The organism is Burkholderia diffusa, from assembly GCF_001718315.1.
GTDB classification, from domain to species: Bacteria; Pseudomonadota; Gammaproteobacteria; order Burkholderiales; family Burkholderiaceae; genus Burkholderia; species Burkholderia diffusa_B.
Genome location: NZ_CP013362.1, coordinates 1,729,032 through 1,755,250, shown reverse-complemented (window position 1 = coordinate 1,755,250; position 26,219 = coordinate 1,729,032). Strand labels below are relative to the sequence as shown.

Here is a 26,219-nt window from a genome sequence, read left to right as displayed (position 1 = left end):
GGCGCCGCGGCGCCCGCGCGGTCATCCGTCATTTCGATTTCTGCGAACCGACTTCGCGGTCCCACTTCTGGAACGCGGCGACCATTGCCTGCGCGTTGAGCGGCTGCACGTGCGGACGATCCGCGAGCAACTTCGCATACTCGGGGCGGCCGAACTTCCTGATCACCTCCTGACTGTGCGCGGGCGCCATCTCGAGCGTCACGCCCTTCACCGCCGGGCCCGGATAGAAGTAGCCGTCGTCGTAGGTCATCGCCTGCTGCGCCGGTTCAAGCAGGAAGTTCATCAGCTTGAACAGCACGTCGAGCTTCTCCTTCGGCACGCCCTTCGGAATCACCATGTAGTGCGCGTCGTTGACCCACGTCATGTTGTCGAACGCCTGGATCCGGAAGTCGGCCGGCACGATGCCGAGCGCGCGCGGGTTGAGATCCCAGCCGGTGACCGTCACCGTCATGTCGCGGGTGCCTTCGCCGAGCTCCTTCATCACCGCCGACGTGCCGCCCGGGTAGTACGGCACGCAGTCGTTGAGCTGCTTGAGGAACGCCCAGGTCTTGTCCCAGCCGTTGATCGGATCCTGCGGATTCTTGTCGCCGAGCACGTACGGCAGCCCCATCAGGAAGGTGCGGCCGGGGCCCGAGTTCGCCGGGCGCGCGTAGATCAGCTTGTTCGGATGCGCCTTGCACCACGCGAGCAGCTGTTCGGGCGTCTTCGGCGGGTCGCTGACCTTGGCCGGGTTGTATTCGAGCAGCGGGCCGGCCGGCATGTAGGTCACTTCGAGACCGAAGCCCTGCGCGAGATCCTGCATCTTGCGCGGGCCGGGCGCGTATTTGTCGAGCACGCCGGGGAACGCGCCCGCGTTGTCGGGCAGCAGCTTGAGCCACAGGTTCTGCTCGATGCCGGCGGCCAGCGCGTCGGTGCCCGTCAGCACGAGGTCGATGTCGGCACGCCCCGCCGCCTGCATCGCCTTGATCTTGCCCGGCAACTGCGGCGCGGGCGCATTCGTGAACGTGACGTTCGAGACGAGATTCGGGTTCTTCTCCCTGAACGCCTCGATGGCCTTCTGCGTGAGCTGAAGGTTGCCCGCGACGTCGACGACATTCAACGACACGGGGGCCGCGACGGCGGCCGCGGCCGACAGCGTCAGGCCCAGCGCCAGGGCAATCCGGCGGACACGGCGCGCGATCGTGGTGGTGTTCATGTCTCCTCGCTTCGGTCGGTGGATGGGACCTTTCTTTCGGGAAATCATGACGGCGTTATACGATGTCGGTCAACAAAAAACCGACCTGCGCGGGGCGGGAATTTCCCTAACAAAAGCCTTCCGGTTATCGAGAATCGGCTGATCGACCGGCTGAGCGGCGCAGCGTTGCGACGAATACGCGGCGTGTTAGGACGTCATATATCCATAGGCATTGAACGGGAGTCGACTCAGACGGGCGCGCCGGCATGAGCAATCATGCGCGGCGCGTTGCAGACGGCGCTCAGGCCGCACGGAGCGCGATCACCTCCCCGATCAACCGCTCCGCATCCCGCCACTCGCCGTACCCGGACGCCGGGTTCAGGTGCCCGACTTCGCCGAGATCGACTAACCGGCTGCCCCACCCGGCCGCCAGCGCCTGCGTTCGTTCGAACCGCGCGAGCGGATCGTTGCGGCTCGCGGCCACGATGCTCGGAAACGGCAGCGGCCGGGTCGGCACGGGCGTCCAGCCGTGCGCGTCGAGCGCCTCCGGTGTCGGATAGCCCGCGGGCATCGGCGTATCGAGATCGGCCGGCGCGGCGAGCAGCGCGCCATCGATGGCGCGCGTGGCGTGCAGCGCCCAATGCACGGTGATCATCACGCCCGCGCTGTGCGCGACGAGGATCACGGGGCCGTCGATCGCGGCCAGCGCGGCATCGAGCGCCGCGACGCGCGCGGCGCGGCTCAGCTTGTCGGCTTCGAGCGGCGCGACGGCGCGTGCGTTCGGCAGGCACCGTTGCAGATGCGTCTGCCAGTGATCTTCGACGTGATCGCGCAAGCCGGGCACGATCAGGATGGTGGGCGCGGTCGCCAGGGTCATGCTGCCTCCGGGAGGATTCGGTTCAGGAAAGATGCGACGCGCGCCGTTCGCGTTCGGCGCGCGCGAGATCGGCCGCGTAGCTCGCACGGCCGATCGCGAACAGCACGGCGGCCGCGAGCGGCACGGCGGGGATCCATTGCAGTGCGCCGACGAGGCCGGCGCGATCGGCGACCCACCCCGTCAGCAGCGGGCCCGGCGCCATGCCGAGCAGGTTGTTGGCGAGCGTGAGCGTCGCGAACGCCGATGCGTGGATCGCGGGCGGCGTCAGGTTCGCGACCATCGCGCCCGATGCGCCGGACGCGCCCGCGCCGACCAGCATGCCCGCGCAGATCAGCGCAAGCTGCAGCGGCCCGGGCGGCAGCCGGAACGCGACCGCGAGGCACACGCCCGTCAGCACGCAATACGTGATCGCGGTCAGCCATTTGCGCGCGCCGTCGGCGCGCCCGACACGGTCGGTGACGATCCCGCAGCCGACCATCCCGACGCCCGCCAGCAGCACGAAGCCGGCCGCGAGCACGGCGGCACGGTCCGGCGCCATCGCGTAATAGCGGTTCAGGTAGCTCGGCAGCCATGCGAACAGCGCGCCGGGCACGAACAGGTGCAGCCCGCTGCCGACATACGCGCAGATCACCGAACGCGATGCGAACAGCCCCGACATCAGCGCACGCATGCTGCCGCGCAGGCCGCGCGGCGCATCGGCATGAGGCCGGCACGGTTCGACGCGACATGCGGCGAGCCGCCGTTCGGTGACCACGCCGCGGTACGCGACGAGCAGCACGATGCCGAGCGCGGCCATCACGCCGAATGACCAGCGCCAGCCGAGATGCGCGCCGACGAGGCCGCCGAGCGCCATCCCGAACACCGAGCCGAACGCGCCGCCGGCCATGAACGCGCCGGTCAGCGTCGCGCGCAGGCGTGCCGGAAAGATGCTGAGGATCAGGGCGACGCCGACGCTGCCGTACGCGGCTTCGCCGAGGCCGACGAGCCCGCGCGCCACGAGCATTTCGGCGTAGTTGGTCGACAGCGCGCAGCCGAGCGTCGCGACGCTCCACAACGCGGCCATCAGCACGATGCTGCGCACGCGGCCGAAGCGGTCGGCGAGCACCGACAGCGGAAACGTCAGCAGCCCGACGAGCAGCGCGACGACGCCGGACAGCGAGCCGAGCTGCGTGTCCGACAGTCCCCACGCGTGCTTGAGCAGCGGAAACACGGCATTGAGCACTTGCCGCGACATGTAGTCCGACAGCAGCAGGCCGACGGTCAGCCCGAACACGAGCCAGGCATAGGCCGGCGCGCGCCGCCCGGTGGCCGCCACGTCCTGCAGCGACGGCTCGACGTGATGAATCAGCATGCGTGTCTCCTCCGGCACCGGTACGGCAACGCGCCGGCGCGGCTTGCACGGCCCCGCTCCGTTCGTCGGAGCTTGCCTCGCGCACCGCGCGAGGGTGGGTGCCGCGCCACATCGATCGGCGGGCGGCGCTTGCGCGCCACCCGAATGCGCGGTGCGTCAGGCCGCGCGCAGCGGCACGTTCAGCTGGCCCGGCCGGCGGTTCGGCGCCATCCCGAGTTGCGCGAGCGTTTCGTCGACGCCGTCGTACTGCACGCCGATCCGGTAGATCGCCTTCGCCTCCTTGCCGGTCGCGATGTCGCGGCCGAGTTCGCGGGCGATCCGCACGCACTGCTCGACCTGCTGCACCGACGTCATCCGGTTGCCCTTCTGGTCGATGATCGTGTCCTCGATCCCGCAGCGCGGATGCAGCCCCAGCGCCATCGCGACAGTGTTGATCGGCAGCACGTTCTTCATCAGCGATTCGAGCGTGATGCACGCACCGTCGGGGCAGCGCCGGATGAATTCCATGAAGTTGTACGGATTCGGGCCGTCGAAGCCGCCGCCGATGCCGACCCACGTGACGTTCAGCGGCCCGCGATAGACACCGCGGCGGATGATCCGCTCGAGCGTCTCGAGCGCGTGCATGCCGGTGAGCTGGAAATGCGGCTGAATGCCGGCCGCCTGCAGCCGGCGCAGGTGTTCGTCGACCCAGCCGGGGCCGGCCGGCACGGTCATCTCGCGGTACGCGTCCCAGAGCGCCGCCTCGTTGAGCGACGTGCCGGCGATGTCCTTGCGGTTCATCAACTCGGTGATGTTCATCTGCACGGTGTTGATCGCGACCGTCACCTGATCGGGCTTCGGCGTCAGCTCGGCGAGCATGTGGCGCGTGTCGTCGGACAGCCATTTCGCTTCCGCGCCGTCGCCTTCCGGCGCGAACGAGATCGACCCGCCGACCTGGAGGATCATGTCGGGCACCGCCTCGCGCAGCCGGCCGAGCAGCTCGTTGAATTTCGACAGCCGCTTGCTGCCCTTGCCGTCGAGCTCGCGCACGTGCAGATGCAGCACCGTCGCGCCCGCGTTGTAGCAGTCGACGGCCTTCTGCACGTGCTCGTCCATCGTCACCGGAATGTCTTCCGGAAAATCGGCGGGCATCCATTCGGGGCCGTACGGCGCGACCGTGATGACTACCTTGTCCTGGTTTTCCGGGTGCAGCGAATCGTCGAGAAATTGCATGTCGTCCTCCAGATGGAATCGTTGTGTTCGGGGCGTACGGGCGTGCGTATCCCTTCGCGCCGGGCGGCGGGCCCGATGCGTGGTGCGTTGGTGCGGATGAGTTACGGTGCGGCGGCGCTCAGAACGGCACGTCGCCGACGATGCCCGCGCGCTCCATCCTGCGCACGCACGGCGGGTAGTCCATCACCGCGTAATGTTGCGTGCTGCGGTTGTCCCAGATCGCGACGCTGTTCTTCTTCCAGCGCCAGCGCACCTGGTATTCGGGGATACAGGCCTGGCTGATCAGGTATTGCAGCAACTGGCCGGCGCCGGGATTCGCGTCCTGCCCGTAGCGCACGCGTGCGGGCGTGTGGAAATTCGTGAAGTGCGTCGTGAACGCGTTCACGTACAGCACCTTCTCGCCCGTTTCGGGATGCGTGCGCACGACCGGATGCTCGGCGTCGGGATACTGCGCCTTCAGCGCGAGGCGCTTGTCGATCGGCATCGCCGCGCCGAAGCTCGCCTCGATGCTGTGACGCGCGCGCAAATCCGCGATCTGTTGCTTCACGTGTTCCGGCAGGTGCTCGTATGCGAGCACCATGTTCGCCCACATCGTGTCGCCGCCGACCGCCGGCCCTTCGACACAGCGCAGCACGCAGCCGAGCGGCGGCGCCACGCGCCAGCTCGCATCGCTGTGCCACGCATTCTCGTAGCGGTCGTTCGGCTGGTCGGGCGACTTGTAGATCCGCACGAGCCCCGGGTGCTCGGGATCGCTGCCGGCGACCGGATGATCCTCGAGCTCGCCGAAGCGGCGCGCGAACGCGACGTGCTCGGCGCGCGTGATGTCCTGGTCGCGCAGGAACAGCACGCGATGGCGCAGCAGCTGCGCGCGGATCTCGGCGAACAGGCCGTCGTCGTGCACGGCGTCGGCGAGGCTCACGTCCAGCAGCTCAGCGCCGATCGCACAGGTCAGGGGTTCGACTCGCATGCGCGTCTCCTCAGACGATGAATACCGACGAGCCGGTCGTCTTGCGCGATTCCAGGTCGCGGTGCGCCTGCGCCGCGTCCTGCAGCGCATAACGCTGGTTGATCTCGATCCGGATGCGGCCGGCCGCGACGTGCGCGAACAGTTCGCCGGCCAGATCGTTCTTCTCGGCCGGATCGGCGATGTAGTCGGCCAGCGCCGGACGCGTCAGGTACAGCGAGCCCTTCATCGCGAGGCGCTGCGGGTCGAACGGCGGGATCGGGCCCGACGCGGTGCCGACGCAAACCATCAGCCCGCGCCGCTTCAGCGAATCGAGCGAGCCTTCGAAGGTATCCTTGCCGACGCTGTCGAACACGACGTCGACGCCCGCGCCGTTCGTCAGTTCGCGCACGCGTTTCGCGACGTCCTCGCGGCTGTAGTCGATCGTGTGATCGCAGCCGTGTGCGCGGGCGACCGCGGCCTTGTGTTCGCTCGACACGGTGCCGATCACCGTGAGCCCGAGCAGCTTCGCCCATTGCGACACGATCAGCCCGACGCCGCCCGCGGCCGCATGCAGCAGGATCGTGTCGCCGGGCGCGAACGCATGGATGCGGCGCAGCAGGTAGGCCGACGTCAGCCCGCGCATCGTCATCGCCGCGGCCGTTTCGCACGCGATGCCGGCGGGCAGCTTCACGAGCGGCGCGGCCGGAATCAACCGTTCGGTGCTGTACGCGCCGAGCGTGTTGAGGAAGCCGGTATAGGTCACGCGATCGCCGACTGCGACGTTCGTCACGCCGGGACCGACGGCCTCGACCACGCCGGCCGCCTCGACGCCGATGCCCGCCGGCAGCGGCACCGGATACAGGCCGCTGCGGAAATACGTGTCGGCAAAGTTCAGGCCGACAGCCTCGTGCCGCAGGCGAACCTGCCCGGCGCCCGGCTCGCCGACGTCGACCGCTTCCCAGCGCAGCACGTCGGGGCCGCCGGTTTCGTGGAATCGCACTGCATGTGCCATCTTGTTCTCCGTAAGTATTCAGTCGGATGCGCGTCACGCATCGTCGGGTTCGTCCGCGCCCGGCGTCGTCGCGGCTGCGTCGCTCGCCGGGGGCGAGTCCAGTTCGTTCCAGTCGGCGTCGCTCAGGTAGCGCCGCGCGGCCGGGAAAATCACGCCTTCCATGCGCCCCATCTGCTCGAACGCGCCGCGTGCATAGTCGGCGAGCGCGGCATCGAACGCGGCCGACGGCAACCCGTCGGCGGCGAGCCGCGCCAGCGCGTCGAGCGCCTGCGCATCGCGGCGCCGCTGGCGGTCGAGCTCGTCGAGTTCGGCCGCGGCGCTCTCCGCCCGCAGGCGCAATGCGGCGCAGAGACGTGCTTCGGCAGATGCGCCGAAGCGCGCGTTCTGCAGCTCGGCGAGCGATGCCAGCACCGCAAGCGGGCCGTCCGCGTCGGCGGTCGGCTGCGTTGCCGCGGCCGGGTGCGTGCTCGCCATCGTCAGCGTCTGCAGCCGCTCGCCGAGCGCGCGGTGCGCCGCGAGACAGCGGGCCATCACGCGCGCCTCGGCCGGCGCACGCCGCGCCGGGCACACGAGCACAGGCACGCCACTCGTCGCCAGCAGCGAGCGCCGTTGCGCGGCCGCGGCAGCATCGGCATCGTGCGGCAGCGCCGCGACGCCGATCAGGTCGCAGCCGAGCTTGCCGGCGAGCGTGGCGGGCGACGTGTCGCCCGCTCCCGGACGGCCGCCCCCCGGATGGCCGGCCCCCGGATGGCCGGCCCCCGGATGGCCGGCCCCCGCGATCGCATGGGACAGGCCTTGCGCCCGTGCGGCGGCTTCCACTTTCGCACCGTGTTCCGGGATCCGCGCTCCGGATAAACGCGAGTCCGGTGCGGCGGCGGACAGCACGAACGTGACCCGCGCGCCGACCGCACGCGCCAGTTCGAGCGCATGGCCGATCGCGTCGATGCCGCCGGGCGCGCCGTCGACCGTCACGAGCAGATGGCGATACATCGTGGCGCTCCGCTTATCCGGCGCTCGGTGCGCCGCGTCGCGCGCCGGTCGATACGATGTTCATGGTCCCTCCTCGTTGCATTCGTCGGTTGCGTTCGTCACGCATCGGAACCCATGCTATCGACTGGTCGGCGGTGCGGCCCCACTCGTCGCGGGGGGGATTGACGCGCGAACGTGGTTCGGCCGATCCTTTCCCCCACGCTCACCCCGGACGCTGGCCCGCACGGCATCGCCGGACTCCGACTGCTGCCCCGATGCCCCACCCACCCGATCGCGCCGACGCGCCCCCCACCGAACTCGTGCTGAAGACGACCGCGCCGCGCGTGCCGGCGCAGTTGCTCGCGCGTGCGCGGCTGAGCCTTGCCGCGCCGGCCTTCGATGCGCGGCCCGTCACGCTCGTGCAGGCGCCGGCCGGCTACGGCAAGACCTCGCTGCTCGCGCAATGGCGCCGCGAATCCCTTGCGCTCGGCCGCGCGGTCGTGTGGCTGTCCGCCGACGAGCGCGACGACGCACCGCGCCTGCTGCAGGGGCTCGTGCAGGCGGTGCGCATCGGCTGCGCGCGGCCCGGCTTCGGGCGCCTGATTCCGGACGGCGCCGCCCGCGCGCTGGAAGGACTGACCGCGTGGCTGGCCGAAGTCGCGCAACTGTCGATCGACGCGCTGCTGATCGTCGACGATGCGGAGCGGCTGCCGCCCGCCGGCCTCGACGCGCTGACCTACGTGCTGCACAACGCGCCGCAGAACCTGCGAGTGGTCGTCGCGGCCCGGCGCGGACTCGATCACGCGGCCGGCGACCTGCTCGCCGGCGGGCAATGCACGCTCGTGGGCCCCGACTGGCTGCGCTTCACGCTCGACGAGACGATCGCGCTGGTCGGCGCGCGCTTTGCGCAGCGGGTCGACGCCGACGCGTGCGCGCGGCTGTTCGAGCGCGTCGACGGATGGCCGCTCGGGCTGCAGCTCGCGATGGCCGCGATGGCACGCTCGGCCGATCCGCGACAGGCCGTCGACGCACTCGCCGCGCGGATGGACGGCACCCGCGACCGGCTCGTCGAGCTGCTGCTCGCGAACCTGTCGGCCGACGACACCGCGTTCCTCACGCGCACGAGCGTCGCCGACCGCCTGCATCCGTCGCTGTGCGCCGCGCTGCTCGACGACGCGAACGCCCCCGACCGGCTCGCGCGGCTCGCGCGCGACACGCCGCTGTTCATTGCGTCCGACGATTCCGACTGGTGCCGACTGCATCCGCTGGTGCGCGATACGTTGCGCGACCGCCTTGCGGCGAGCCCGGACGCAGAGCGCAGCGCGCTGCACGCGCGCGCGGCCGCGTGGCTCGACGCGCACGGAATGACGGAGGAAGCCGCGCGCCACGCGTATGCGGCCGGCCAGTTCGACACGGCATACGCACTTGCGCAGCGCTGCCTCGAGGACGCGATCAAGCAGGGCCGCATCAACGACGTGCTCGACTGGCTCGCGCTGCTGCCCGATGCGGAACTCGACAAGCGTCCGACGCTGCGGATCGCGGTCGCCTGGGCGCTGGCACTCGGCGAGCGCCATGTCGAGGCGCAGCGCCAGATCGCCGGCATCCTGGCCGATGCCGGCACGCCGGCCGCGATGCGCTACGAATGCGCGCTGATCCTCAGCGCGGCGGCCTATTACGCGGACGAAATCGACCGTTTCGTCGAGCTGTTCGAACCGTGGGCCGAGTTCACGCCGCCCGCGGCGACGTGGCTCGCGCAGATGCACGCGAACCGCCTGGCGGCGCGCGCGATCATCGTCGGCGAGCCGGCGCAGGCACGCCGCTTCCAGCAGGCGGCGCCGCGCGGCGAGACGGCGGCCGGATTCGGCTACGTCGCGCGCTGGGGCGAACTGATCACGGGCCTGAGCTACCTGCACGAAGGCCAGATCCGGCTCGCGGATGACGCGTTGTCGCCCGCGCTCGCCCGCGCGGAAGCCGACCTCGGGCGCCGCCATCCGCTGACCTGCATGCTCGCGGCGATGTGCGCGGCCATCGCTTACGAGGCCGATCGCGTCGACCAGGCCGCCGCGCTGCTCGCGAACCGGCTCGACGTGCTCGAGCACGCGGGCACGCCGGACACCGTGCTGCTCGGCTACCGAACGGCCGCGCGTATCGCGCTGCTGCGCGGCGTCGAGCATCGCGCGATCGACCTGCTCGAGGCGCTCGACGCGATGGGTGTCGCGCGCCGGCTGCCGCGCCTGTCGGTCGCGAGTCTTGCCGAGCAGGTGCGCATTCATGCGGCGCGCTATCGCGAGGCGACCTGCCATGCGCTGGTTGAGCGGATCGACGCGATCGCCGCGGCCGAGTTCCCGTCGCACGGGCCGCTGTGGCGCCGCCCCGTCGTGCTGCTGCAGGCCACGGCGCACGCGGGCGCCGCGCTTGCCGCACGCCGCTGGGACGATGCATGCGCGGCGCTCGACGAAGCGGCGGTGCTGGCGCGCGAGATGAACATGGGACGCGAGCGCATCGAGATCATGGCGCTCAGCGCGTTCGCGCTCGAACAGTCCGGGCACGGCGGCCGGGCGCTGCTCGACGAGGCGATGAACCTCGCCGACCTGTTCGGCCTCACGCGCACGCTCGCCGATGCGCATCCAGCCGTCGCCGACTGGGCGCGCCGCATCGGCGACGAGGCGCCCTCGGGCGACGGCTCGGTCCGGCCCGCACAGCCGCAGCCGCGCATCGTGCCGCCCGCGCCGCGCAGCCCGGCCAACCCGCGCGCGGTGCCGAGCGTCGTGCTGACGCCCAAGGAACGCGTGATTCTCGAACTGCTCGCGCGCAACCTGTCGAACAAGGAAATCGCGGTGGCGCTCGCGGTCGGCGAGGAAACCGTGAAGTGGCACCTGAAGAACCTGTTCGGCAAGCTCGACGCCAGCTCGCGCAAGCACGCGGTGCGTCGCGCGCTCGTGCTCGGGCTGCTCGAAAGCGCGCCGTGAACTCCGCCTGCATGCAGCCGTAGCAGCCTTGCCGTGGCCGTTGACGGCAACCTCGTCTTCGCGCCCTTCGATTCTCCGCAACCCTGCCCCCCGCGCATGGGGGGGAGCGGCCGCGCGCCGTTGCGTAACCTTTCCGCACGGCTCGCACCGGCGTCGCATCACGCGCCTACCCGCCTGCCCCGACGCTTCCCCCGCTGCACCCGCCCGGGCTCGATCCCGTGCGGTCCATTACGATCCTGGAGACTTCGATGAAGATGAAACTGGCCGCGCTCGCGGCGCTTGCCGGCTGTTCGGCGCTCGCGCACGCGCAATCCTCCGTCACGCTCTACGGCGTGGTCGATACGGGCCTGTTGTACCAGAGCACGTCGGCTGCGTCGTTCAGCCCGAGCGCGCCGAACACCGGGAAGGTGTTCCGGATGAAGGACGGCGGCATCTATTCGAGCTTCTGGGGCATCAAGGGCAGCGAGGACCTGGGCGGCGGCTACAAGGTCAACTTCAAGTTGCAGGGTTCGTTCGACAGCGGCACCGGCAAGATGCAGCTGAGCGACACGCCGGGCGCCGTCGCGATCTTCAACCAGGTCGCGTCGCTCGGCGTGTCGGGGCCGTTCGGCACGTTCACGGCCGGCCGCCAGATCGTGCCGATGATCTATGCGATGGCCGACACCGACGTGCGCAACGCGCAGTTCTTCGGCAGCGTGCTGACCGCGTGGCTCGGCCTGAACACCGCGGCCGGCTGGCCGGGCACGAGCACCAACGGCGCGATCGGCGCGTTGTACGACAGCAATGCGCTCGTCTATCAGTCGCCGACGTTCGCGGGTGCGTCGATCGCGCTCGAATACGCGCCCGGCGGCGTCGCCGGGCAGTTCCAGGGCGGCACGCGCGAGTCGGTCGTGCTGCGGTACTCGAACTACGGGCTCAATGCGTCGGCCGTCTACTACAACGGCCACGACACGAACCCGGCGCCGGGGGTCGCGCCGACGGGCGTCGACAACAACCGCTTCGTCTACGTCGGCGCGAAATACACGATCCGCGATTTCTCGGTGTCGGCGTCGTACGGCAACGGCCGGAATCCGTCGCATGCGGACAAGGTGAACCTCGACATGCTGTCGGCCGGCATCGGCTATCGCTTCACGCCGGCGCTGCAGGTCGCCTCGGCCGTGTACTACCTGAAGGACCGCAACCGCGCCGAGAACCGGTCGACGGCCCTCGTGCTCACGGCCGACTACAGCCTGTCGAAGCGGACGATGGTGTATGCGCAGGTCGGCCACGTGAACAACCGCGGCACGATGGACCAGATGCTCGTGTACGGGCAGCCCGTCGCGCCCGGAGTCGGCACGACCGCCGCGATGCTCGGGCTGCGGCACAACTTCTGACGACGCAGCGGCGCGATGCGCGCGCGGCGGCACTCGGGCACGGCCCGCGGCCGCCGTCTGCAGCGATCGCGGGGATCGGCTACAGTGGGCGTTTTCGGCGCGCCCCGCCCGCCTGTCGATGTGTTCGTCCCGTTCCTGCCGCGGTGTCAGGGGCGCCCGCGATGCGCGGCAGGCCGGCGGAGCGCGGATCCTCCACGTTGACGAGCGAACCTCCATGCCCGATCTGTCCGCCTTCCCGATCACGAAGAAATGGCCTGCCCAGCATCCCGACCGTCTGCAGCTGTACTCGCTGCCGACGCCGAACGGCGTCAAGGTGTCGATCATGCTCGAGGAAACCGGCCTGCCGTACGAGCCGCACCTCGTGCGCTTCGACACCAACGACCAGCTGTCGCCCGAATTCCTGTCGCTGAATCCGAACAACAAGATCCCGGCGATCATCGATCCGAACGGCCCCGACGGCCGGCCGCTGCCGCTGTTCGAATCCGGCGCGATCCTGATCTATCTCGCGGACAAGACGGGCCAACTGATCCCGAAGGATCCCGCCGGCCGCTACGAGACGATCCAGTGGGTGATGTTCCAGATGGGCGGAATCGGGCCGATGTTCGGCCAGGTCGGCTTCTTCCACAAGTTCGCGGGCCGCGATTACGAGGACAAGCGTCCGCGCGATCGCTACGTCGCGGAATCGAAGCGCCTGCTCGCCGTGCTCGACGCGCATCTCGCGAATCGCAAGTGGATGATGGGCGACACGTACACGATCGCCGACATCGCGATCTTCCCGTGGGTGCGCAACCTGGTCGGCTTCTATGAAGCGGGCGACCTGGTCGGCTTCGGCGAATTCAAGCATGTCGCGCGGGCGCTCGACGCGTTCGTCGCGCGTCCGGCCGTCGCGCGCGGGCTCAACATCCCGGCACGCGACTGAGCCGCGCGGCGGGCGCGCGCGCCGTGGCCCGCCCGCTGCCTGCCCGCCGCTTCACGGCGGGCGATTCTCCGGCTTCCTTCAGGCGGTTTCGTTTCCTGCTCGTCGCGTTCATTCGACGTGACGATCCGGCGTCGCTATTTCCGGCGTCGCTATTTCTCGGCCGGCGCCGATGCCGCTCCAGCCAATCCCGCCAGCAGCTTTTCCAGCAACACCGAAAGTTGCGCCTGCTCCTCGCCCGACAGCGCGGCCAGCATCGCGCGCTGATTGTCGACGTGCGCGACCACCGCCTCGTCGATCAGTGCGCGGCCGGCGTCGGTCAGCGCGACGAGCGTGCCGCGGCCGTCGGCCGGATTCGGCCGGCGCTCGACCCACCCGGCCTTCTGCAGCCGGTCGATGCGCGCGGTCATCCCGCCCGACGACATCATCAGCGCGTCGTACAGCGCGGTCGGCGTCAGCGCGAACGGCGCGCCGCTGCGCCGCAGCGTCGCCAGCACGTCGAATTCGCCTGACTGCATCCCGTAGCGCGCGAACAACGGATTGAGACCGTCGCGTGCGATCAGGAGCGCGGCCTCCTGCAGCCGTCCCATCACGAGCATCGACGACGCATCCAGATCCGGACGCTCGATACGCCATTGCGCGAGCGCATGCGCGGCTCGATCCATTAACCCTCCTCGGCTCACCAGTTATCTTGACGTCGAGATAAATCAGCATTTATCTTGATGTCGAGACACTTTACATGAAAACGCGCGACATCCGTGATGAAGGTGTCGCGCACCGACACCGAGGGCCGTTCCATGAATCGTTTCACTTCTCCCGGATGGCGGCTTGCCGCCATCGTGCTGGTCGGACTTAACCTGCGGCCGGCGCTGGCCGCGATCGGTCCGCTGCTCGACATGATCCAGCGCGCAACCGGCATCGGCGACAGCGCGGCGAGCCTGCTGACCACGATCCCGATCCTGCTGATGGGCGCGGGTGCGCTGAGCGCGCCGCGGTTGCAGCGCGTGACGGGGATCGCGGGCGGCGTATGGCTGGGCGTCGCACTGATCGCTTTCGCCTGCGCGGCGCGCATCGGCGCGCAGTACGCGTGGCTGCTGCTCGCAAGCGCATGTTGCGCGGGCCTCGGGATTGCGATGGTGCAGGCGTTGCTGCCGGGATTCGTGAAGGCGCATTTCGCGACGCGGATCGGCGGCGCGATGGGCGTCTATTCGACGTCGATCATGGGCGGTGCGGTGCTCGCGAGCGTCGTCGCACCGTTCGCCGCGGACCGCTGGGGCTGGGTCGCCGCGCTTGCGGGCTGGTCGCTGCCGGCCGCAGTCGCGGCGCTCGCATGGCCGCTGGCCAGCCGTGGCGGCGACGCGTTGGTGTCCGGTTCGATGGCGGCGTCGGCGGTGCGGGAACGGCCGTCGCGCTCGCCGCGCGCCTGGCGGCTCGCGATGTTCTTCGGGATCGCGACGGGCGCCTACACCCTCGTACTGGCATGGCTGCCGCCGTACTACATGCGGCTCGGCTGGTCGCCGACCGCGGCCGGCGGCCTGCTCGGCGGCGTGACGCTCGCTGAAGTCGTCGCGGGGCTGGCGATCTCGGCGACGATCGACCGTCTGCCCGATCGCCGTTCGGCGCTGCACGCGGCGATCGCGTCGTTGCTCGCGGGGCTGCTGGTGATGCTGGCTGCGCCGCAGGCCCTTGCGTTGCCGGCCGCGCTGTTGATGGGTGTCGGTATTGGCGCACTGTTTCCGTTGTCGCTGATCGTCACGGTCGACCATGCGGCGACGCCGGCCGACGCGGCGTCGTTGACGGGGTTCGTGCAGGGCGTCGGCTATCTGATCGCAGGGCTGTTTCCGTTCGCGGCGGGCGTCGTGCGCCAGCGTCTCGCGGATCTGTCGCCCGCGTGGGTCGCGATGGCTTGCCTGTGCGTCGTCCTGTTCGCGCTGGCGGCGGGGTTCGCGCCGCGGTTTGCGCGGCGCGTGGCGCGTGCGTAGCGCGGGTCACACGCAGTGCGTGAAGGCGTCGGATCGATGACCGGCTCGTGACCGGCGCGCGATTGTCCGTCGTTGCTCAGTCAGGTGCGATGGCAGGGTTGGCGCCATTCGGCCAACGGCGCTGCTCAGCGGGCGGGTCGCTTCGCGAGAACATCCGTCGTCGCGATGCGTCGAAACACGACGAGCATCGCGTTCCGTGCACGCGCAATCAACTCCCGCTCGCATACAGCGTCGAATCCGCGAACCCTTCGGCATCGAGCACGCGGCCGATCAGGATCAGCGCGGTGCGCTCGATCCGCGTGCCCTGCACCTTGTCGACGATGTCGGCCAGCGTGCCGGTCACGCGTTCCTCGTCGGGCCAGCTCGCACGATAGATCACCGCGACCGGGCAGGCGGGCCCGTAATGCGGCAGCACTTCGTCGACGATCCTCGCGAGATGCCGCACGCCAAGATGGATCGCGAGCGTCGCGCGATGCGCGGCGAGCGCGCCGAGTGCTTCGCCTTCCGGCATCGTCGTCTTGCCGGCGAAGCGCGTGAGGATCACCGTCTGCGCGACACCGGGCAGCGTCAGCTCGACGCCGAGCGTTGCCGCGCACGCGGCCGTGGCGGTCACTCCGGGCACGATTTCATATGGAATCCCGAGGGCTTTCAGCCGGCGGATCTGTTCGCCGATCGCGCCGTACAGCGACGGATCGCCCGAATGCACGCGCGCGACGTCCTGGCCTTTCGCATGCGCATCGGCGAGCAACGCGACGATCGCATCGAGGTCGAGCTCGGCCGTGTTGACGACCTGCTCCGCGCGATGGCCGTCGAGCACGGCCGGCGGCACGAGCGAGCCTGCGTACAGGATCACCGGGCACGTGCGCACGAGACGCTGGCCCTTCACCGTGATCAGCTCCGGGTCGCCGGGGCCCGCGCCGATGAAATACACCGTCATCGAAAAATCTCCGTCAATTCATGGGGCAGCCGCTCGCGCAACATCACGCGCGCGCGGCCGGGTCGAGCGCATCGAGCAGCGCGGCGGCCGAGTCGAACGCGCGATCGGCGTCGGGCAGCGTTGGCCGGCGCAGCATCACGACCGGCAGCCTGCGTTCACGCGCGACGTCGAGCTTGGCCTCGGTCGCGGCGCCGCCGCTGTTCTTGCTGACGACGACGTCGATGCCGGCGAGCGCGAACAGCGCGCGCTCGCCGTCGAGCGTGAACGGCCCGCGCGCGGCGATGATCTGCGCGCGTGCGTTGCCGGGATGCGCATCGAGGCAGCGCACCAGCCAGAACTGGTGCGGCGGAATCTCGTCGAGATGCGCGAGGGGTTCGCGGCCGAGCGTGAACAGCGGCCGCCGGAACGGCGCGAGCGCGGCCTCGATGCCGGCCCAGTCGTCGACCATCCGCCAGTCGTCACCGGGTTGCGGCGCCCACGGCGCGCGACGCAGCGCCCACAGCGGCACGCCCGCGTCGCGCGCAGCGGCCGCCGCGTTCGCGCTGATTCGCGCGGCATACGGATGCGTCGCGTCGATCACGAGGCCGATGCCGGCGCCACGCAGATACGCGGCGAGCCCCGCCGCTCCGCCGAAGCCGCCGACGCGCACTTCGCAGCGCAAGTCGTCGGGCACCTTGCCGAGGCCCGCGAGGCTGTAGACGTGCAGCGAGCCGAGCGCGCGTGCGATCTTCAGCGCGTCTGCGGTGCCACCGAGCAGCAGGATGCGCGTGCTCATCGTGCGCTCCCGACGAAGCGGCCCTGCCGGTCGATCGCGAACATCTCGACCGCGACCGATGGCGGGACGATGTCGCGCGCGACCCGCAGCGCGTGCGCACAGACGATGTCGCCGAGCGGCACGCCGTCGGCCTGCGCGAGCTTCAGCGCTTCCTGGCTGGTGTTCGCCGCGCGCATCGCGGCCTGCAGCGCCGCGCTCGCGCCCGCCTCGGCCGCCCACTGCGCGAGCAGCGGCAGGTCGATGCTGGAATGGCGGCTGTGCAGGTCGAGATGGCCTGCCGCGAGTTTGCTGAGCTTGCCGAAGCCGCCGCACATCGACAGGCGGGCGACCGGCGCGCGGCGCAGGTGCTTGAGCACCGCGCCGGCGAAATCGCCCATCTCGATCAGCGCCATGTCGGGCAGGCCGTAGTGCGCGCGCATCGCATCCTCGCTCGCGTTGCCGGTGCACGCGGCGATGTGCGAGATCCCGTTCGCGCGTGCAACGTCGATGCCCTGATGGATCGACGCGATGTACGCCGAGCACGAGAACGGTCGCACGATGCCGGTCGTGCCGAGGATCGACAATCCGCCGACGATGCCCAGACGCGGGTTCATCGTCTTCAGTGCGAGCGCCTCGCCGCCTTCGACTCCGATCGTCACGTCGAAGCCGCCCGCGTAGCCGAATTCGGCCGCGAGCGCGTCGAGGTGCGTAGTCATCATCTGGCGCGGCACCGGATTGATCGCAGGTTCGCCCACCGGCAGCGTGAGCCCGGCGCGCGTGACGGTGCCGACACCCGGCCCCGCGTGAAAGCGCACGCCGGGCATCGCCGCGAGCGCGACGCGCGCGAAGACCAGCGCGCCGTGCGTGACGTCCGGATCGTCGCCGGCATCCTTGATCGTGCCGGCTTCTGCGCCGTCAGCCGTGGTCCGGCAGAACGCCAGCCGCATCATCACGCGCTGCCCCTTCGGCAGCACGATCTCGACGGCGTCGGCCGCGACGCCCGCGAGCAGCAGGCGCGCGGCCGCCAGCGACGTTGCGGTCGCGCAGCTGCCGGTCGTGTAGCCGAAGCGCAGCGGTGCCGGTTGTTCGGGGGTTTCGTCTCGCATCATGCGCGATCCGCGAGGTCCGTTGCCGTGGCATCCGGTTTGCGCGCGTCGTACAGCGTGACGGGCAACGGCTGCCGCCACGTGTCGAAGCGGCCGAGCGGTTCGGCGTGCGCGAGCGACACGCGCGTGAGCGTGCCGCCGTGCATGTCGCGCCACGCGGCGAGCGCCAGCTCGCCCTGCAGCGTGACCGCGTTCGCGACGAGCCGGCCGCCGGGCTTCAGCGCCGACCAGCACGCGTCGAGCACGCCGGGTGCGGTTGCACCGCCGCCGATGAAGATCGCGTCGGGTGTCGCGAGCCCGGCAAGCGCGTCGGGCGCGCGCCCCGCGACGAGTTGCAGCCCCGGCACGCCGAGCGCGTCGCGGTTGTGCTCGATGAAGCGCTGCCGCTCCGCATGCGACTCGATCGCGATCGCCTGGCACGACGGATGCGCGCGCATCCACTCGATGCCGATCGAGCCGCTGCCCGCGCCGACGTCCCACAGCAGTTCGCCGGGCGCGGGCGCGAGGCGCCCGAGCGTCAGCGCGCGCATGTCGCGCTTGGTGAGCTGGCCGTCGTGGCGATACGCGTCGTCGGGCAGGCCGGGCGTGAGTGCGCGGCGTGGCGCGTCGGGGCCGGCCTGGCAATCGAGCGCAACGAGATTGAGCGCGGCGGTTTCGTCGATGTTCCAGTCCTGCGCGAGGCCGTCGATGCGCCGTTCCAGCGGGCCGCCGAGGTGTTCGAACACGCTGATGCGCGTCGGGCCGAAGCCGCGCGCGGCGAGTTCGGCGGCGACCGTGGCCGGCGTGCGGCCGTCGGCGCTCAGCACGAACAGGCGCCGGCCCGGCAGCAGATGGCGCGCGAGCGTCGCGAGCGGACGGCCGACGAGCGACACCGCGCCGACGTCCTGCAGCGCCCAGCCGAGCCGCGCGGCAGCCAGCGACAGCGACGACGGCGCGGGCAGCACGCGCCATTCGCCGGCGGACAGTTCGCGTGCGAGTGTCGCGCCGACGCCGAACAGCATCGGGTCGCCGCTTGCCAGCACGCAGACGGGCGATCCGCGCCGCGCGAGCAGGCCCGACAGGTCGAACGGCGACGGCCATGCTGCGCGTTCGGCCCGCAGCCGCGCGGGCAGCATGTCGAGGTGCCGCTTCGCGCCGACCACGCGCGTCGCGTCGAGCAGCGCGCGCCGCGCGCTGCGCCCGAGCCCCGCGTAGCCGTCGTCGCCGATGCCCACTACCGTCAGCCACGCCGTCATGCACCCTTCCCCATCGTCCGGTTCCATCGAGTCGCCGCACGGCGGCCGTGAAGGCGCCGGTGCGGCCGTCCGCATTGTGAAAGTCGGCATGGTACCGTGTTCCATCGCGCGTTTCATCTGCGGGGCCGCCGGCGCCCGGCCGCATTTCGCTTCGGCCACGGCGGCCGCCCGGCGGTCGCGAAGCGCCGGTGAAATCGGGTATCCTACGGCCGTTCGTTCGCCGGTGCCCTTCGGGGCCGAAGAGGGAACACAGGGCGCAAACCGCGCCGCTGTGGCTGCCCCCGCAACTGTAGACAGCGAGCCGATCGCCCCCCTCATGCCACTGGTTTCACCGGGAAGGCCGGGAGCCGGCGCCGACCTGTCAGCCAGGAGACCTGCCGGCATGAAAGTGCGTGCGTGCCAGTCGGCGTCGGGCGGGGTGTACCGATGCGTTGGCCGCGGCGCGACACTGTCCCGGTATCCCGTTGAGTTCCGCCCCCGATTCCATTCCTGCGTCGCCCGTCGTGCGCCCGTCGGCTTGTCCGGGGCTCGTGCGCGTGGTCGCCGCCGCCGACGGCGGGCTGTGCCGGATCAAGCTGCCGGGCGGCCGGCTCGACGCACGGCAGGCGCGGGCGATCGCCGCCGCCGCGCGCGCCTGCGGCTCCGGCGCGATCGACGCAACCAATCGCGCGAATCTCCAGCTGCGCGGCGTCCGCGACGGCGCGGCCGATACGCTGACCGACGCATTGCTCGGCGCGGGCCTGGGCCCGCGCGCGAGCACGGGCGATGCCGCCGGCGACCGGGCCTCGCTCGCCGTGAGCGACGATGTCCGCAACCTGATGCTCAGCCCGCTCGCGGGGCGCGATCCTGACGCACTGCTCGACAGCCTCGCGCTCGCGCTGCCGTTGCTCGACATGTTGACGCACGAGCCGCGCCGCGGCGAGGTGTCGCCGAAATTCTCGATCCAGCTCGACGGCGGCGAATCGGTCGCGGCGCTCGATCATCCGCACGACGTCTGGCTCGCCGCGTGGCGTCGCGGCGACGGTGCGGTCCGCATCGCCGCAGGCCTGGCCGGCTGCCCGCCGGTCGCGCCCGGCGATCCGCCCGCCTGGTTCGACGTCGCGCCGGACCAGACCGTCGCGCTCGTTCGCGCACTGCTGCTCGCGTTCCTCGATCTCGCACCGGCCGACGTCACGCGGATGCGCGCGTTGCTCGCGACCGGTCGCGCAGGCGCGCTGCGCGAGCGCGCGCAGCATTACGCACCCTTCCCGCTCGAAGCCGATCCGGCATTGTCCGGCTGGCGACGCAAGCATGCGGACGCCGCGTTGCGTTTCGGTGCACGGCCATCGCGCGATGCGGATCGCTGCAGCGTCGGCGCGCAGTTCGTGCTCGGCCGGCTCGACGCAACCCAACTCGAGCGGCTTGCGGCACTCGCCGAAGCGGAAGGCGACGGCACGCTGTCGATGACCCCGTGGCAAGGCGTGTTCGTGCACGGCGTGCGGCACGATCGCACGCCAGCCGTGCTCGACGCGCTCGCGGCGCTCGGCCTCGTGTGCACGGCGTCCGACCCGCTGGCGGCGCTGGTCGCCTGCGCCGGCAGCGCGGGCTGCGCGAAGTCGCGCGCCGATACGAAACACGATGCGCTCGCGCTGGCCGCACGTATCGGCCATCCGGTCGACGCGCACCTGACCGGCTGCGAGCGCCATTGCGCACTGCCGCACCCGGCCGCGTACACCCTCGTCGCGGTCGCGCCGGCACGCTACGACCTTTACCGGCGCGACGCCGCCGCGGGCCTCGGCGCCCCGCTCGCGCGCCATCTGACGATTGACCAGGCCGCGGCCCGACTGGCGGGCGCGCGGCACAGCCAGGACACCACCGATGCTTGACTACATTCGCGACGGGCAGGAAATCTACCGCCAGTCGTTCGCGACGATCCGCGCCGAGGCCGACCTGTCGCAGGTTCCGCCCGATCTCGAGAAGCTCGCCGTGCGCGTGATCCACGCGTGCGGGATGGTCGATGTCGCCTACGACCTGCGCTTCTCGGCCGGCGCCGGCACGGCGGGCCGCGCGGCGCTCACGGCCGGCGCGCCGATCCTGTGCGATGCGCGGATGGTCGCCGAAGGCATCACGCGCGCGCGGCTGCCGGCCGGCAATCGCGTGATCTGCACGCTCGGCGAACCGGAAGTGCCGGACCTTGCGCGGCATCTCGGCAACACGCGCTCGGCCGCGGCGCTCGAACTGTGGCGCCCGCATCTGGCCGGCAGCGTCGTCGTGATCGGCAATGCGCCGACCGCGCTGTTCCACCTGCTCGACATGATCGACGCCGGTGCGCCGCGTCCCGCGTTGATTCTCGGTTTTCCGGTCGGCTTCATCGGCGCGGCCGAATCCAAGGCGGCGCTCGACGCCGACAGCCGCGGCGTGCCGTACGTCGCGCTGCTCGGCCGGCGCGGCGGCAGCGCGATGGCCGCGGCCGCCGTCAACGCACTCGCGACGGAGGCAGAATGACGGCCCCGCGCGGACGCCTGTTCGGCGTCGGCGTCGGCCCCGGCGACCCCGAACTGATGACGATCAAGGCGCTGCGCGTGCTGCAGGCCGCGCCGGTGGTCGCGTATTTCGTCGCGAAGGGCAAGAAGGGCAACGCCTACGGGATCGTCGAGGCGCACCTGCACGATGCACAGACGCAACTGCCGCTCGTCTATCCGGTGACGACCGAGGCGCTGCCGCCACCGCTCTGCTACGAGAACGTGATCGCCGATTTCTACGACACGGCCGCCGAGATCGTCGCGTCTCATCTCGACGCCGGGCGCGACGTCGCGGTGATCTGCGAAGGCGATCCGTTCTTCTACGGGTCGTACATGTACCTGCACGATCGCCTCGCGCCGCGCTACGACACCGAGGTGATCCCGGGCGTGTGCGCGATGCTTGGCGGCACCGCCGTGCTCGGCCAGCCGCTCGTCTACCGCAACCAGAGCCTGTCGGTGCTGTCCGGCGTACTGCCGAAGGACGAATTGCGCACGCGGCTCGCGCAGGCCGACGCGGCCGTCGTAATGAAACTGGGCCGCAATTTCGACAAGGTGCGGCGCGTGCTCGATGAACTGGGGCTCGCGAAGCGCGCGTTGTACGTCGAGCGCGCGACGATGGCGGCGCAGCGCATCGTGCCGCTCGACGAAGTCGATCCGATGGCGTCGCCGTACTTTTCGCTGCTCGTCGTGCCGGGGGAAAAATGGCAAGGATGACGACTCCGCCCGCGATCGTGATTCTCGGCGCGGGCGCGCTCGATACCGCGCGGCGCATCCAGGCGCGTTATCCGGGCGCCGCCGTGCATGGGCTCGCGTCGCGCGTCGAGGCCGACGTGCCGTTCGACGAACTCGGCGCGCACCTGCGCGAGCTGTACGCGCGCGGCCTGCCGATCGTCGCGCTGTGCGCGGCCGGCATCGTGATCCGTTGCGTCGCGCCGGCGCTGGCCGACAAGGGCGTCGAGCCGCCCGTGCTCGCGGTCGCGGAAGATGGTTCGGCCGTCGTGCCGCTGCTCGGCGGGCTGACGGGCGTCAACCTGATCGCGCGCGAAATCGCCGAATGCCTCGGCGTCGCACCGGCGATCACGACGAGCGGCGAGCTGCGCTTCGGCGCGTGCGTGCTCAACCCGCCCGACGGCTATGCGCTCGCCGATCTCCAGCAAGGCAAGCGTTTCGTGTCCGACCTGCTCGCGGGCGCGGCCACGCGCATCGACGGCGCGGCGCCGTGGCTCGACGACGTTGCGTTGCCGCGCGACGATGCGGCCGCGCATGCGATCCGTGTGACGCCCGATGCGTGGCGCGGCGCGCGCGACGAACTCGTGATCCATCCACGCAGCGTGGTGGTCGGCATCGACGCGAACGCCGTGCGGGCCGATGCGTCGCCGTCGCTTGCCGAGCGCATCGACGCGCTGCTCGATTTGCACGGTCTCGCGCGGCTGGCGCTTGCCGCACTCGTCGCACCGGCGACGTTGCTCGGCGATGCGCGGGTCGAAGCGGCGGCACGGACGCTGGGCGTGCCGCTGCGCTTCGCCGATGTCGAAGGCGACCGGGATGCCGCTGCCCTGCTTGGCGCCACGGTGCGCGTTGCGCATACGCTGCGCGCAACGTCCGACGGCCTCGCATGCGCGGTGGCGGCGCAGCCCGTCGACCCGGCGTCGCTCGGTCATGCTCGCGGCCGCCTGACGGTGCTCGGCCTCGGCCCGGGCGATGCGGCGTGGCTCACGCCCGCCGCGCGCACCGCGCTCGCGGAAGCCACCGACATCCTTGGCTATACGACCTACGTGACGATGGCCGGTCCGTTCCGCGCGGACCAGCGCGTGCATGGCACGGATAATCGCGAGGAAATGCAGCGCGCGCGCCATGCGTTCGAACTGGCGGCCGAAGGCCAGCGCGTCGCGGTCGTGTCGTCGGGTGACCCCGGTGTGTTCGCGATGGCCGCGGCCGTGCTCGAAGCGCTCGACGAAGCGCGGGATCCGCGATGGGCCGCGGTCGAACTGCGCGTCGAACCCGGCGTATCGGCATCGCTCGCGACCGCCGCGCAGGCCGGTGCGCCGCTCGGCCACGATTTCTGCGCGATCTCGCTGTCGGACAACCTGAAACCGTGGGACGTGATCGAAACGCGCCTGCGGCACGCGGCGCAAGCCGATCTCGTGATGGCGTTCTACAACCCGATCTCGCGTGCACGGCCGTGGCAGCTCGACCGTGCGCTCGATGCGGTGCGCGCGCATCGAGCGGCCGACACGGTCGTCGTGCTCGGCCGCGATATCGGGCGACCGGGCGCGACGCTCGCGACGACGACGCTCGGCGCGTTGCGCAGCGATCAGGTGGACATGCGCACGATGGTGATCGTCGGCTCGTCGACGACGCGGCGTTTCGCGATCGGCGACGGCCGTGAGTGGGTCTACACGCCGCGCTGGTATCGTTGAGGGCGCGCTGCGCAGTCCATCGCCGATCGCGCTTCGCGTGCCCGCGTGCCGGCCGGCGTGACCCATTCGCCGGAAGCGGTCCATCCGCATGATGGGCCGCTTCCATGCGCATCGCTTCATCGCCCCATCAGGCGACACGCAAGCGGAAAAATCTCCCGCTTCGCGTTTCGATATGCGATCGAATCGGCAAGATCGTTACGTATCGGGAATCGAATAACGAAAAGAACACCTAAGTATTCACGATTCGGCGCGAATCCTCCAAGATGAGCACGCCGCCAGGCGGACATACCCGATCGCCCGCCCGTCGGCGATGCGCGGGCCAGCGCATCCCTCTTCCACTTGGAGAACACAATGAACAACAACGTGTTGCCGCGATTCAACCCGCGCGCGCTCGCCGCGGGCTGCCTGCTCGCCATGGCGAGCGTGTCCCACGGCGCCGGTGTCTATGCGCCGTTCGTCGACGTGACGCTCTACCCGACGCCGCTCGTCGACCGGATCGGCATCCAGCAAGGCATCCAGCAGTTCACGCTTGCGTTCGTGGTCGCGGGCAGCGGCTGCGCGCCATCCTGGGGCGGCGTGCAGCCGATCGGCAACGGCGCGAGCGGCGACCTGCTCGCATCGCTGTCGACGTCGATCGCGAGCTATCGCGCGAAAGGCGGCGAGATCGCCGTCTCGTTCGGCGGCGCGAACGGCACGCCGCTGATGCAGGCATGCTCGAGCGTCCCCGCGCTGAAGTCGGCCTACCAGACCGTGATCGATACCTACGGCCTCACGCATGTCGATTTCGACATCGAAGGCGCATCGCAGCAGGACAGCGCCGCGGTTGCCCGCAACTTCCAGGCCGTCGCGCAACTGCAGTCCGACTACGCGGCGAAGGGCAAGCCGCTGCACGTCACGTTGACACTGCCGACGATGCCGACCGGGCTCACGCAGGATGGCGTGAACGTCGTCACCGCGGCAATCTCGAACAAGGTTGCGTTCGACGCGGTGAACCTGATGACGATGGATTACGGCCCCGCGAACATCGACATGGGCGCGGCCGCGATCAGCGCCGCGCAGGCGCTCTATACGCAGCTCGATACGGCGTTCAAGTCGGCGGGCCAGCCGAAAACGGGCGCGCAACTGTGGCAGATGGTGGGCGTCACGCCGATGATCGGGATGAACGACGTTCAGGGCGAAACCTTCACGCTCGCGAATGCGCAGAGCGTATTGAATGCGGCGGTCAACAACGGTTACGGATTCTTCGGCAACTGGTCGGTCGGCCGCGATCAGCCGTGCCCGAACAACGGCGCGTATGTGGCACCGACCTGCTCGGGTGTCGCGCAGCAGCCCTACGCTTTTGCGTCGATCTTCCGCAAGCTCGATGGCAAGTGGGGCGCGGGCGTCACGCAGGACCCGAACTACGGCGGCGGCTCGAACGGCGGCACGCCCCAACCCGGCGCGCCTTGGTTGGCCGGCCAGGTCTATACGGCCGGCGCGACTGTGACCTACCAGGGGACGACGTACCAGGCGCAATGGTGGACGCAGGGCGACGTGCCCGGTCAGGCAGCGGTGTGGAAGCCTGTCGGCGGCGGCACGCCCGTATGGTCGGCGACGACCGCCTACCAGGGCGGCACATGCGTCACGTACCAGGGCGCGAAATACTGTGCGAAATGGTGGACGCAGGGCGATAACCCGAGCGCGGGCGGCGTGTGGGTGAAGTCGTGACGTCGCGACGCATCGGCACGTGACGCGCCACGGCCGTTCCCGGATGCCGTCGGGCATCGCGGCGAACGGCCGCCGACGCAGATGCGCCTGCTCGGCCGGCAGCCGCGCCTTTGCGTCGACCAGCAGCGCCGCATGCGTGTCGCGATGCCGGCGGATCCGCCCGATCGGCCCGACGACCGACAGCCCATGCCAGTCGCCGTCGAGCGTGAGCGCGACCGCCGACAGCGCCGGCGCGCGCTCGCCGAGGTTCTCGGCGCAGCCGCGTTATCGAAACCGAGCGGTCTGCGCGACGAGCGCCGACAGGTCGGCCACCGTCGCATCGGGGTTTTGATGTCAAGGCGGATATGCCCGGCAGCCCAGTGGAGAACGCGGCCGCCACGCAAGTGAGGACAACACCGAACCCGGGCCGGTTGCCGCGCCCGGCCGCGGTTCGCTAAGCTGGCACAGGTGCTCATCTGAAGAAAGGCGGACCTTTCATGAAACACATGCTGCTCGCGGCCCTCATGCTGGCGTCGACGCTGGGCGTCGCCCACGCGCAAACCCAGACTTTCCATTTTGGCGAGGGACAATCACAGCCGCGCGCCGCCGCGCCGACGGCGCGGCCCGCGCCCACGCGCCCGCACGTGACACCGCCACCGCACCCGCACCGGCGTGCCGTCCACAAGCGGCGTCGCGGGCGATCCGGGAAGCCGGCGCGCACGAGGCTCTATACGCACGCGTGATGCGATGCGCGTTGCGCGCGGCAACGCACGGAACTGTCACGAACGCCCGGTATGAT

General features: G+C 70.6%; 22 protein-coding genes, 1 pseudogene and 1 riboswitch. Of the genes and pseudogenes, 10 read left to right on the top strand and 13 right to left on the bottom strand.

Annotated elements, in window-relative coordinates; translation table 11 throughout:
• Positions 1–28 precede the first annotated feature (28 nt).
• The 7 genes from WI26_RS08055 to WI26_RS08025 form a co-directional block, all read right to left on the bottom strand.
• Positions 29–1,195 (bottom strand): ABC transporter substrate-binding protein, encoded by a 1,167-nt coding sequence (locus tag WI26_RS08055; protein ID WP_069225688.1) that lies wholly within the window; start codon positions 1,193–1,195, stop codon positions 29–31.
• A 280-nt stretch (positions 1,196–1,475) separates the two neighbouring features.
• A complete protein-coding gene (locus WI26_RS08050; protein ID WP_069225687.1) occupies positions 1,476–2,051 on the bottom strand; it encodes an RBBP9/YdeN family alpha/beta hydrolase in 576 nt (191 codons plus the stop codon).
• Between the two features lie 22 nt (positions 2,052–2,073).
• A complete protein-coding gene (locus tag WI26_RS08045) occupies positions 2,074–3,402 on the bottom strand; it encodes an MFS transporter (RefSeq protein WP_069225686.1) in 1,329 nt (442 codons plus the stop codon).
• A 156-nt stretch (positions 3,403–3,558) separates the two neighbouring features.
• The gene (locus tag WI26_RS08040; RefSeq protein ID WP_059467491.1) at positions 3,559–4,614 is read right to left on the bottom strand and encodes a 3-keto-5-aminohexanoate cleavage protein; all 1,056 of its coding nucleotides are present in this window, start codon (positions 4,612–4,614) and stop codon (positions 3,559–3,561) included.
• 118 nt (positions 4,615–4,732) lie between these two features.
• Positions 4,733–5,581 (bottom strand): TauD/TfdA dioxygenase family protein, encoded by an 849-nt coding sequence (locus WI26_RS08035; RefSeq protein WP_059467492.1) that lies wholly within the window; start codon positions 5,579–5,581, stop codon positions 4,733–4,735.
• Between the two features lie 10 nt (positions 5,582–5,591).
• Complete coding sequence (locus WI26_RS08030) at positions 5,592–6,572, bottom strand: quinone oxidoreductase family protein (RefSeq protein WP_059537461.1); 981 nt, start codon at positions 6,570–6,572, stop codon at positions 5,592–5,594.
• Positions 6,573–6,605: 33 nt separating this feature from the next.
• On the bottom strand, positions 6,606–7,562 hold the full coding sequence (locus tag WI26_RS08025) for a universal stress protein (protein ID WP_069225685.1): 957 nt from the start codon (positions 7,560–7,562) through the stop codon (positions 6,606–6,608).
• A gap of 254 nt (positions 7,563–7,816) precedes the next feature.
• Here WI26_RS08025 and WI26_RS08020 point away from each other — a divergent pair, with 254 nt between their 5' ends.
• The 3 genes from WI26_RS08020 to WI26_RS08010 all read left to right on the top strand — a co-directional run bounded on the left by WI26_RS08020 (position 7,817) and on the right by WI26_RS08010 (position 12,802).
• Positions 7,817–10,510, top strand: a complete 2,694-nt coding sequence (locus WI26_RS08020; RefSeq protein ID WP_069225684.1) for a LuxR C-terminal-related transcriptional regulator — start codon at positions 7,817–7,819, stop codon at positions 10,508–10,510.
• Positions 10,511–10,758: 248 nt separating this feature from the next.
• A complete protein-coding gene (locus WI26_RS08015) occupies positions 10,759–11,883 on the top strand; it encodes a porin (RefSeq protein ID WP_069225683.1) in 1,125 nt (374 codons plus the stop codon).
• Positions 11,884–12,097: 214 nt separating this feature from the next.
• Positions 12,098–12,802, top strand: a complete 705-nt coding sequence (locus WI26_RS08010; protein WP_059510717.1) for a glutathione S-transferase N-terminal domain-containing protein — start codon at positions 12,098–12,100, stop codon at positions 12,800–12,802.
• Between the two features lie 149 nt (positions 12,803–12,951).
• On the opposite strand, the gene WI26_RS08005 is transcribed toward WI26_RS08010, so the two are convergent.
• Positions 12,952–13,464 carry a MarR family winged helix-turn-helix transcriptional regulator gene (locus WI26_RS08005; RefSeq protein WP_059537449.1) on the bottom strand — a complete coding sequence of 171 codons (513 nt, stop codon included), beginning with the start codon at positions 13,462–13,464 and terminating at the stop codon, positions 12,952–12,954.
• Between the two features lie 132 nt (positions 13,465–13,596).
• Here WI26_RS08005 and WI26_RS08000 point away from each other — a divergent pair, with 132 nt between their 5' ends.
• The gene (locus WI26_RS08000; RefSeq protein ID WP_069226378.1) at positions 13,597–14,781 is read left to right on the top strand and encodes an MFS transporter; all 1,185 of its coding nucleotides are present in this window, start codon (positions 13,597–13,599) and stop codon (positions 14,779–14,781) included.
• Positions 14,782–14,989: 208 nt separating this feature from the next.
• On the opposite strand, the gene cobM is transcribed toward WI26_RS08000, so the two are convergent.
• Genes cobM through WI26_RS07980 form a run of 4 tightly spaced genes read right to left on the bottom strand, consistent with a single transcriptional unit; the run spans position 14,990 to position 18,813 of the window.
• Positions 14,990–15,718: a precorrin-4 C(11)-methyltransferase gene (cobM, locus tag WI26_RS07995; protein ID WP_059449702.1), complete on the bottom strand. Its 729-nt coding sequence runs from the start codon at positions 15,716–15,718 to the stop codon at positions 14,990–14,992.
• Between the two features lie 43 nt (positions 15,719–15,761).
• Positions 15,762–16,493: a cobalt-precorrin-6A reductase gene (locus WI26_RS07990; protein WP_069225682.1), complete on the bottom strand. Its 732-nt coding sequence runs from the start codon at positions 16,491–16,493 to the stop codon at positions 15,762–15,764.
• The gene (locus WI26_RS07985) at positions 16,490–17,578 is read right to left on the bottom strand and encodes a cobalt-precorrin-5B (C(1))-methyltransferase (RefSeq protein ID WP_059467769.1); all 1,089 of its coding nucleotides are present in this window, start codon (positions 17,576–17,578) and stop codon (positions 16,490–16,492) included. Before WI26_RS07985 ends, WI26_RS07990 begins: the two co-directional genes overlap by 4 nt.
• Positions 17,578–18,813 (bottom strand): bifunctional cobalt-precorrin-7 (C(5))-methyltransferase/cobalt-precorrin-6B (C(15))-methyltransferase, encoded by a 1,236-nt coding sequence (locus WI26_RS07980; RefSeq protein WP_069226377.1) that lies wholly within the window; start codon positions 18,811–18,813, stop codon positions 17,578–17,580. Before WI26_RS07980 ends, WI26_RS07985 begins: the two co-directional genes overlap by 1 nt.
• 204 nt (positions 18,814–19,017) lie before the next feature.
• Positions 19,018–19,210, top strand: a riboswitch (cobalamin riboswitch).
• A gap of 106 nt (positions 19,211–19,316) precedes the next feature.
• Here WI26_RS07980 and cobG point away from each other — a divergent pair.
• The 5 genes from cobG to WI26_RS07955 all read left to right on the top strand — a co-directional run bounded on the left by cobG (position 19,317) and on the right by WI26_RS07955 (position 25,441).
• Entirely contained in the window at positions 19,317–20,678 is a 1,362-nt protein-coding gene (gene cobG / locus WI26_RS07975; RefSeq protein ID WP_069225681.1) for a precorrin-3B synthase, read from the top strand.
• Positions 20,671–21,297: a precorrin-8X methylmutase gene (locus WI26_RS07970; protein WP_069225680.1), complete on the top strand. Its 627-nt coding sequence runs from the start codon at positions 20,671–20,673 to the stop codon at positions 21,295–21,297. The genes cobG and WI26_RS07970 overlap by 8 nt, the downstream gene beginning before the upstream one ends.
• The gene (locus WI26_RS07965) at positions 21,294–22,028 is read left to right on the top strand and encodes a precorrin-2 C(20)-methyltransferase (protein ID WP_060189788.1); all 735 of its coding nucleotides are present in this window, start codon (positions 21,294–21,296) and stop codon (positions 22,026–22,028) included. Before WI26_RS07970 ends, WI26_RS07965 begins: the two co-directional genes overlap by 4 nt.
• Entirely contained in the window at positions 22,025–23,734 is a 1,710-nt protein-coding gene (gene cobJ, locus WI26_RS07960; protein WP_069225679.1) for a precorrin-3B C(17)-methyltransferase, read from the top strand. Before WI26_RS07965 ends, cobJ begins: the two co-directional genes overlap by 4 nt.
• Positions 23,735–24,085: 351 nt before the next feature.
• Positions 24,086–25,441, top strand: a complete 1,356-nt coding sequence (locus WI26_RS07955) for a chitinase (protein ID WP_069225678.1) — start codon at positions 24,086–24,088, stop codon at positions 25,439–25,441.
• Between the two features lie 78 nt (positions 25,442–25,519).
• Here the strand turns inward: WI26_RS07955 and WI26_RS32945 are convergent.
• Positions 25,520–25,762, bottom strand: a pseudogene (locus WI26_RS32945) (IclR family transcriptional regulator); the annotation flags it as partial.
• 155 nt (positions 25,763–25,917) lie between these two features.
• On the opposite strand from WI26_RS32945, the gene WI26_RS32940 reads away from it, so the two are divergent.
• Positions 25,918–26,163: a hypothetical protein gene (locus WI26_RS32940; protein WP_081334246.1), complete on the top strand. Its 246-nt coding sequence runs from the start codon at positions 25,918–25,920 to the stop codon at positions 26,161–26,163.
• The last annotated feature ends 56 nt before the right edge of the window (positions 26,164–26,219 follow it).

What these genes read in the sequence shown, in the direction of transcription:
- WI26_RS08025 (WP_069225685.1), bottom strand. Translation starts at nt 7,562, where the DNA reads ATGTATCGCCATCTGCTCGTGACGGTCGACGGCGCGCCCGGCGGCATC.
- WI26_RS08005 (WP_059537449.1), bottom strand. Translation starts at nt 13,464, where the DNA reads ATGGATCGAGCCGCGCATGCGCTCGCGCAATGGCGTATCGAGCGTCCG.
- WI26_RS07965 (WP_060189788.1), top strand. Translation starts at nt 21,294, where the DNA reads ATGACGGCCCCGCGCGGACGCCTGTTCGGCGTCGGCGTCGGCCCCGGC.
- WI26_RS08045 (WP_069225686.1), bottom strand. Translation starts at nt 3,402, where the DNA reads ATGCTGATTCATCACGTCGAGCCGTCGCTGCAGGACGTGGCGGCCACC.
- WI26_RS08040 (WP_059467491.1), bottom strand. Translation starts at nt 4,614, where the DNA reads ATGCAATTTCTCGACGATTCGCTGCACCCGGAAAACCAGGACAAGGTA.
- WI26_RS07990 (WP_069225682.1), bottom strand. Translation starts at nt 16,493, where the DNA reads ATGAGCACGCGCATCCTGCTGCTCGGTGGCACCGCAGACGCGCTGAAG.
- cobM (WP_059449702.1), bottom strand. Translation starts at nt 15,718, where the DNA reads ATGACGGTGTATTTCATCGGCGCGGGCCCCGGCGACCCGGAGCTGATC.
- WI26_RS07955 (WP_069225678.1), top strand. Translation starts at nt 24,086, where the DNA reads ATGAACAACAACGTGTTGCCGCGATTCAACCCGCGCGCGCTCGCCGCG.
- WI26_RS08000 (WP_069226378.1), top strand. Translation starts at nt 13,597, where the DNA reads ATGAATCGTTTCACTTCTCCCGGATGGCGGCTTGCCGCCATCGTGCTG.
- WI26_RS08050 (WP_069225687.1), bottom strand. Translation starts at nt 2,051, where the DNA reads ATGACCCTGGCGACCGCGCCCACCATCCTGATCGTGCCCGGCTTGCGC.
- WI26_RS07970 (WP_069225680.1), top strand. Translation starts at nt 20,671, where the DNA reads ATGCTTGACTACATTCGCGACGGGCAGGAAATCTACCGCCAGTCGTTC.
- WI26_RS07985 (WP_059467769.1), bottom strand. Translation starts at nt 17,578, where the DNA reads ATGCGAGACGAAACCCCCGAACAACCGGCACCGCTGCGCTTCGGCTAC.
- cobJ (WP_069225679.1), top strand. Translation starts at nt 22,025, where the DNA reads ATGACGACTCCGCCCGCGATCGTGATTCTCGGCGCGGGCGCGCTCGAT.
- WI26_RS08030 (WP_059537461.1), bottom strand. Translation starts at nt 6,572, where the DNA reads ATGGCACATGCAGTGCGATTCCACGAAACCGGCGGCCCCGACGTGCTG.
- WI26_RS08020 (WP_069225684.1), top strand. Translation starts at nt 7,817, where the DNA reads ATGCCCCACCCACCCGATCGCGCCGACGCGCCCCCCACCGAACTCGTG.
- WI26_RS07980 (WP_069226377.1), bottom strand. Translation starts at nt 18,813, where the DNA reads ATGACGGCGTGGCTGACGGTAGTGGGCATCGGCGACGACGGCTACGCG.
- WI26_RS08055 (WP_069225688.1), bottom strand. Translation starts at nt 1,195, where the DNA reads ATGAACACCACCACGATCGCGCGCCGTGTCCGCCGGATTGCCCTGGCG.
- WI26_RS08010 (WP_059510717.1), top strand. Translation starts at nt 12,098, where the DNA reads ATGCCCGATCTGTCCGCCTTCCCGATCACGAAGAAATGGCCTGCCCAG.
- WI26_RS08035 (WP_059467492.1), bottom strand. Translation starts at nt 5,581, where the DNA reads ATGCGAGTCGAACCCCTGACCTGTGCGATCGGCGCTGAGCTGCTGGAC.
- WI26_RS32940 (WP_081334246.1), top strand. Translation starts at nt 25,918, where the DNA reads ATGAAACACATGCTGCTCGCGGCCCTCATGCTGGCGTCGACGCTGGGC.
- WI26_RS08015 (WP_069225683.1), top strand. Translation starts at nt 10,759, where the DNA reads ATGAAGATGAAACTGGCCGCGCTCGCGGCGCTTGCCGGCTGTTCGGCG.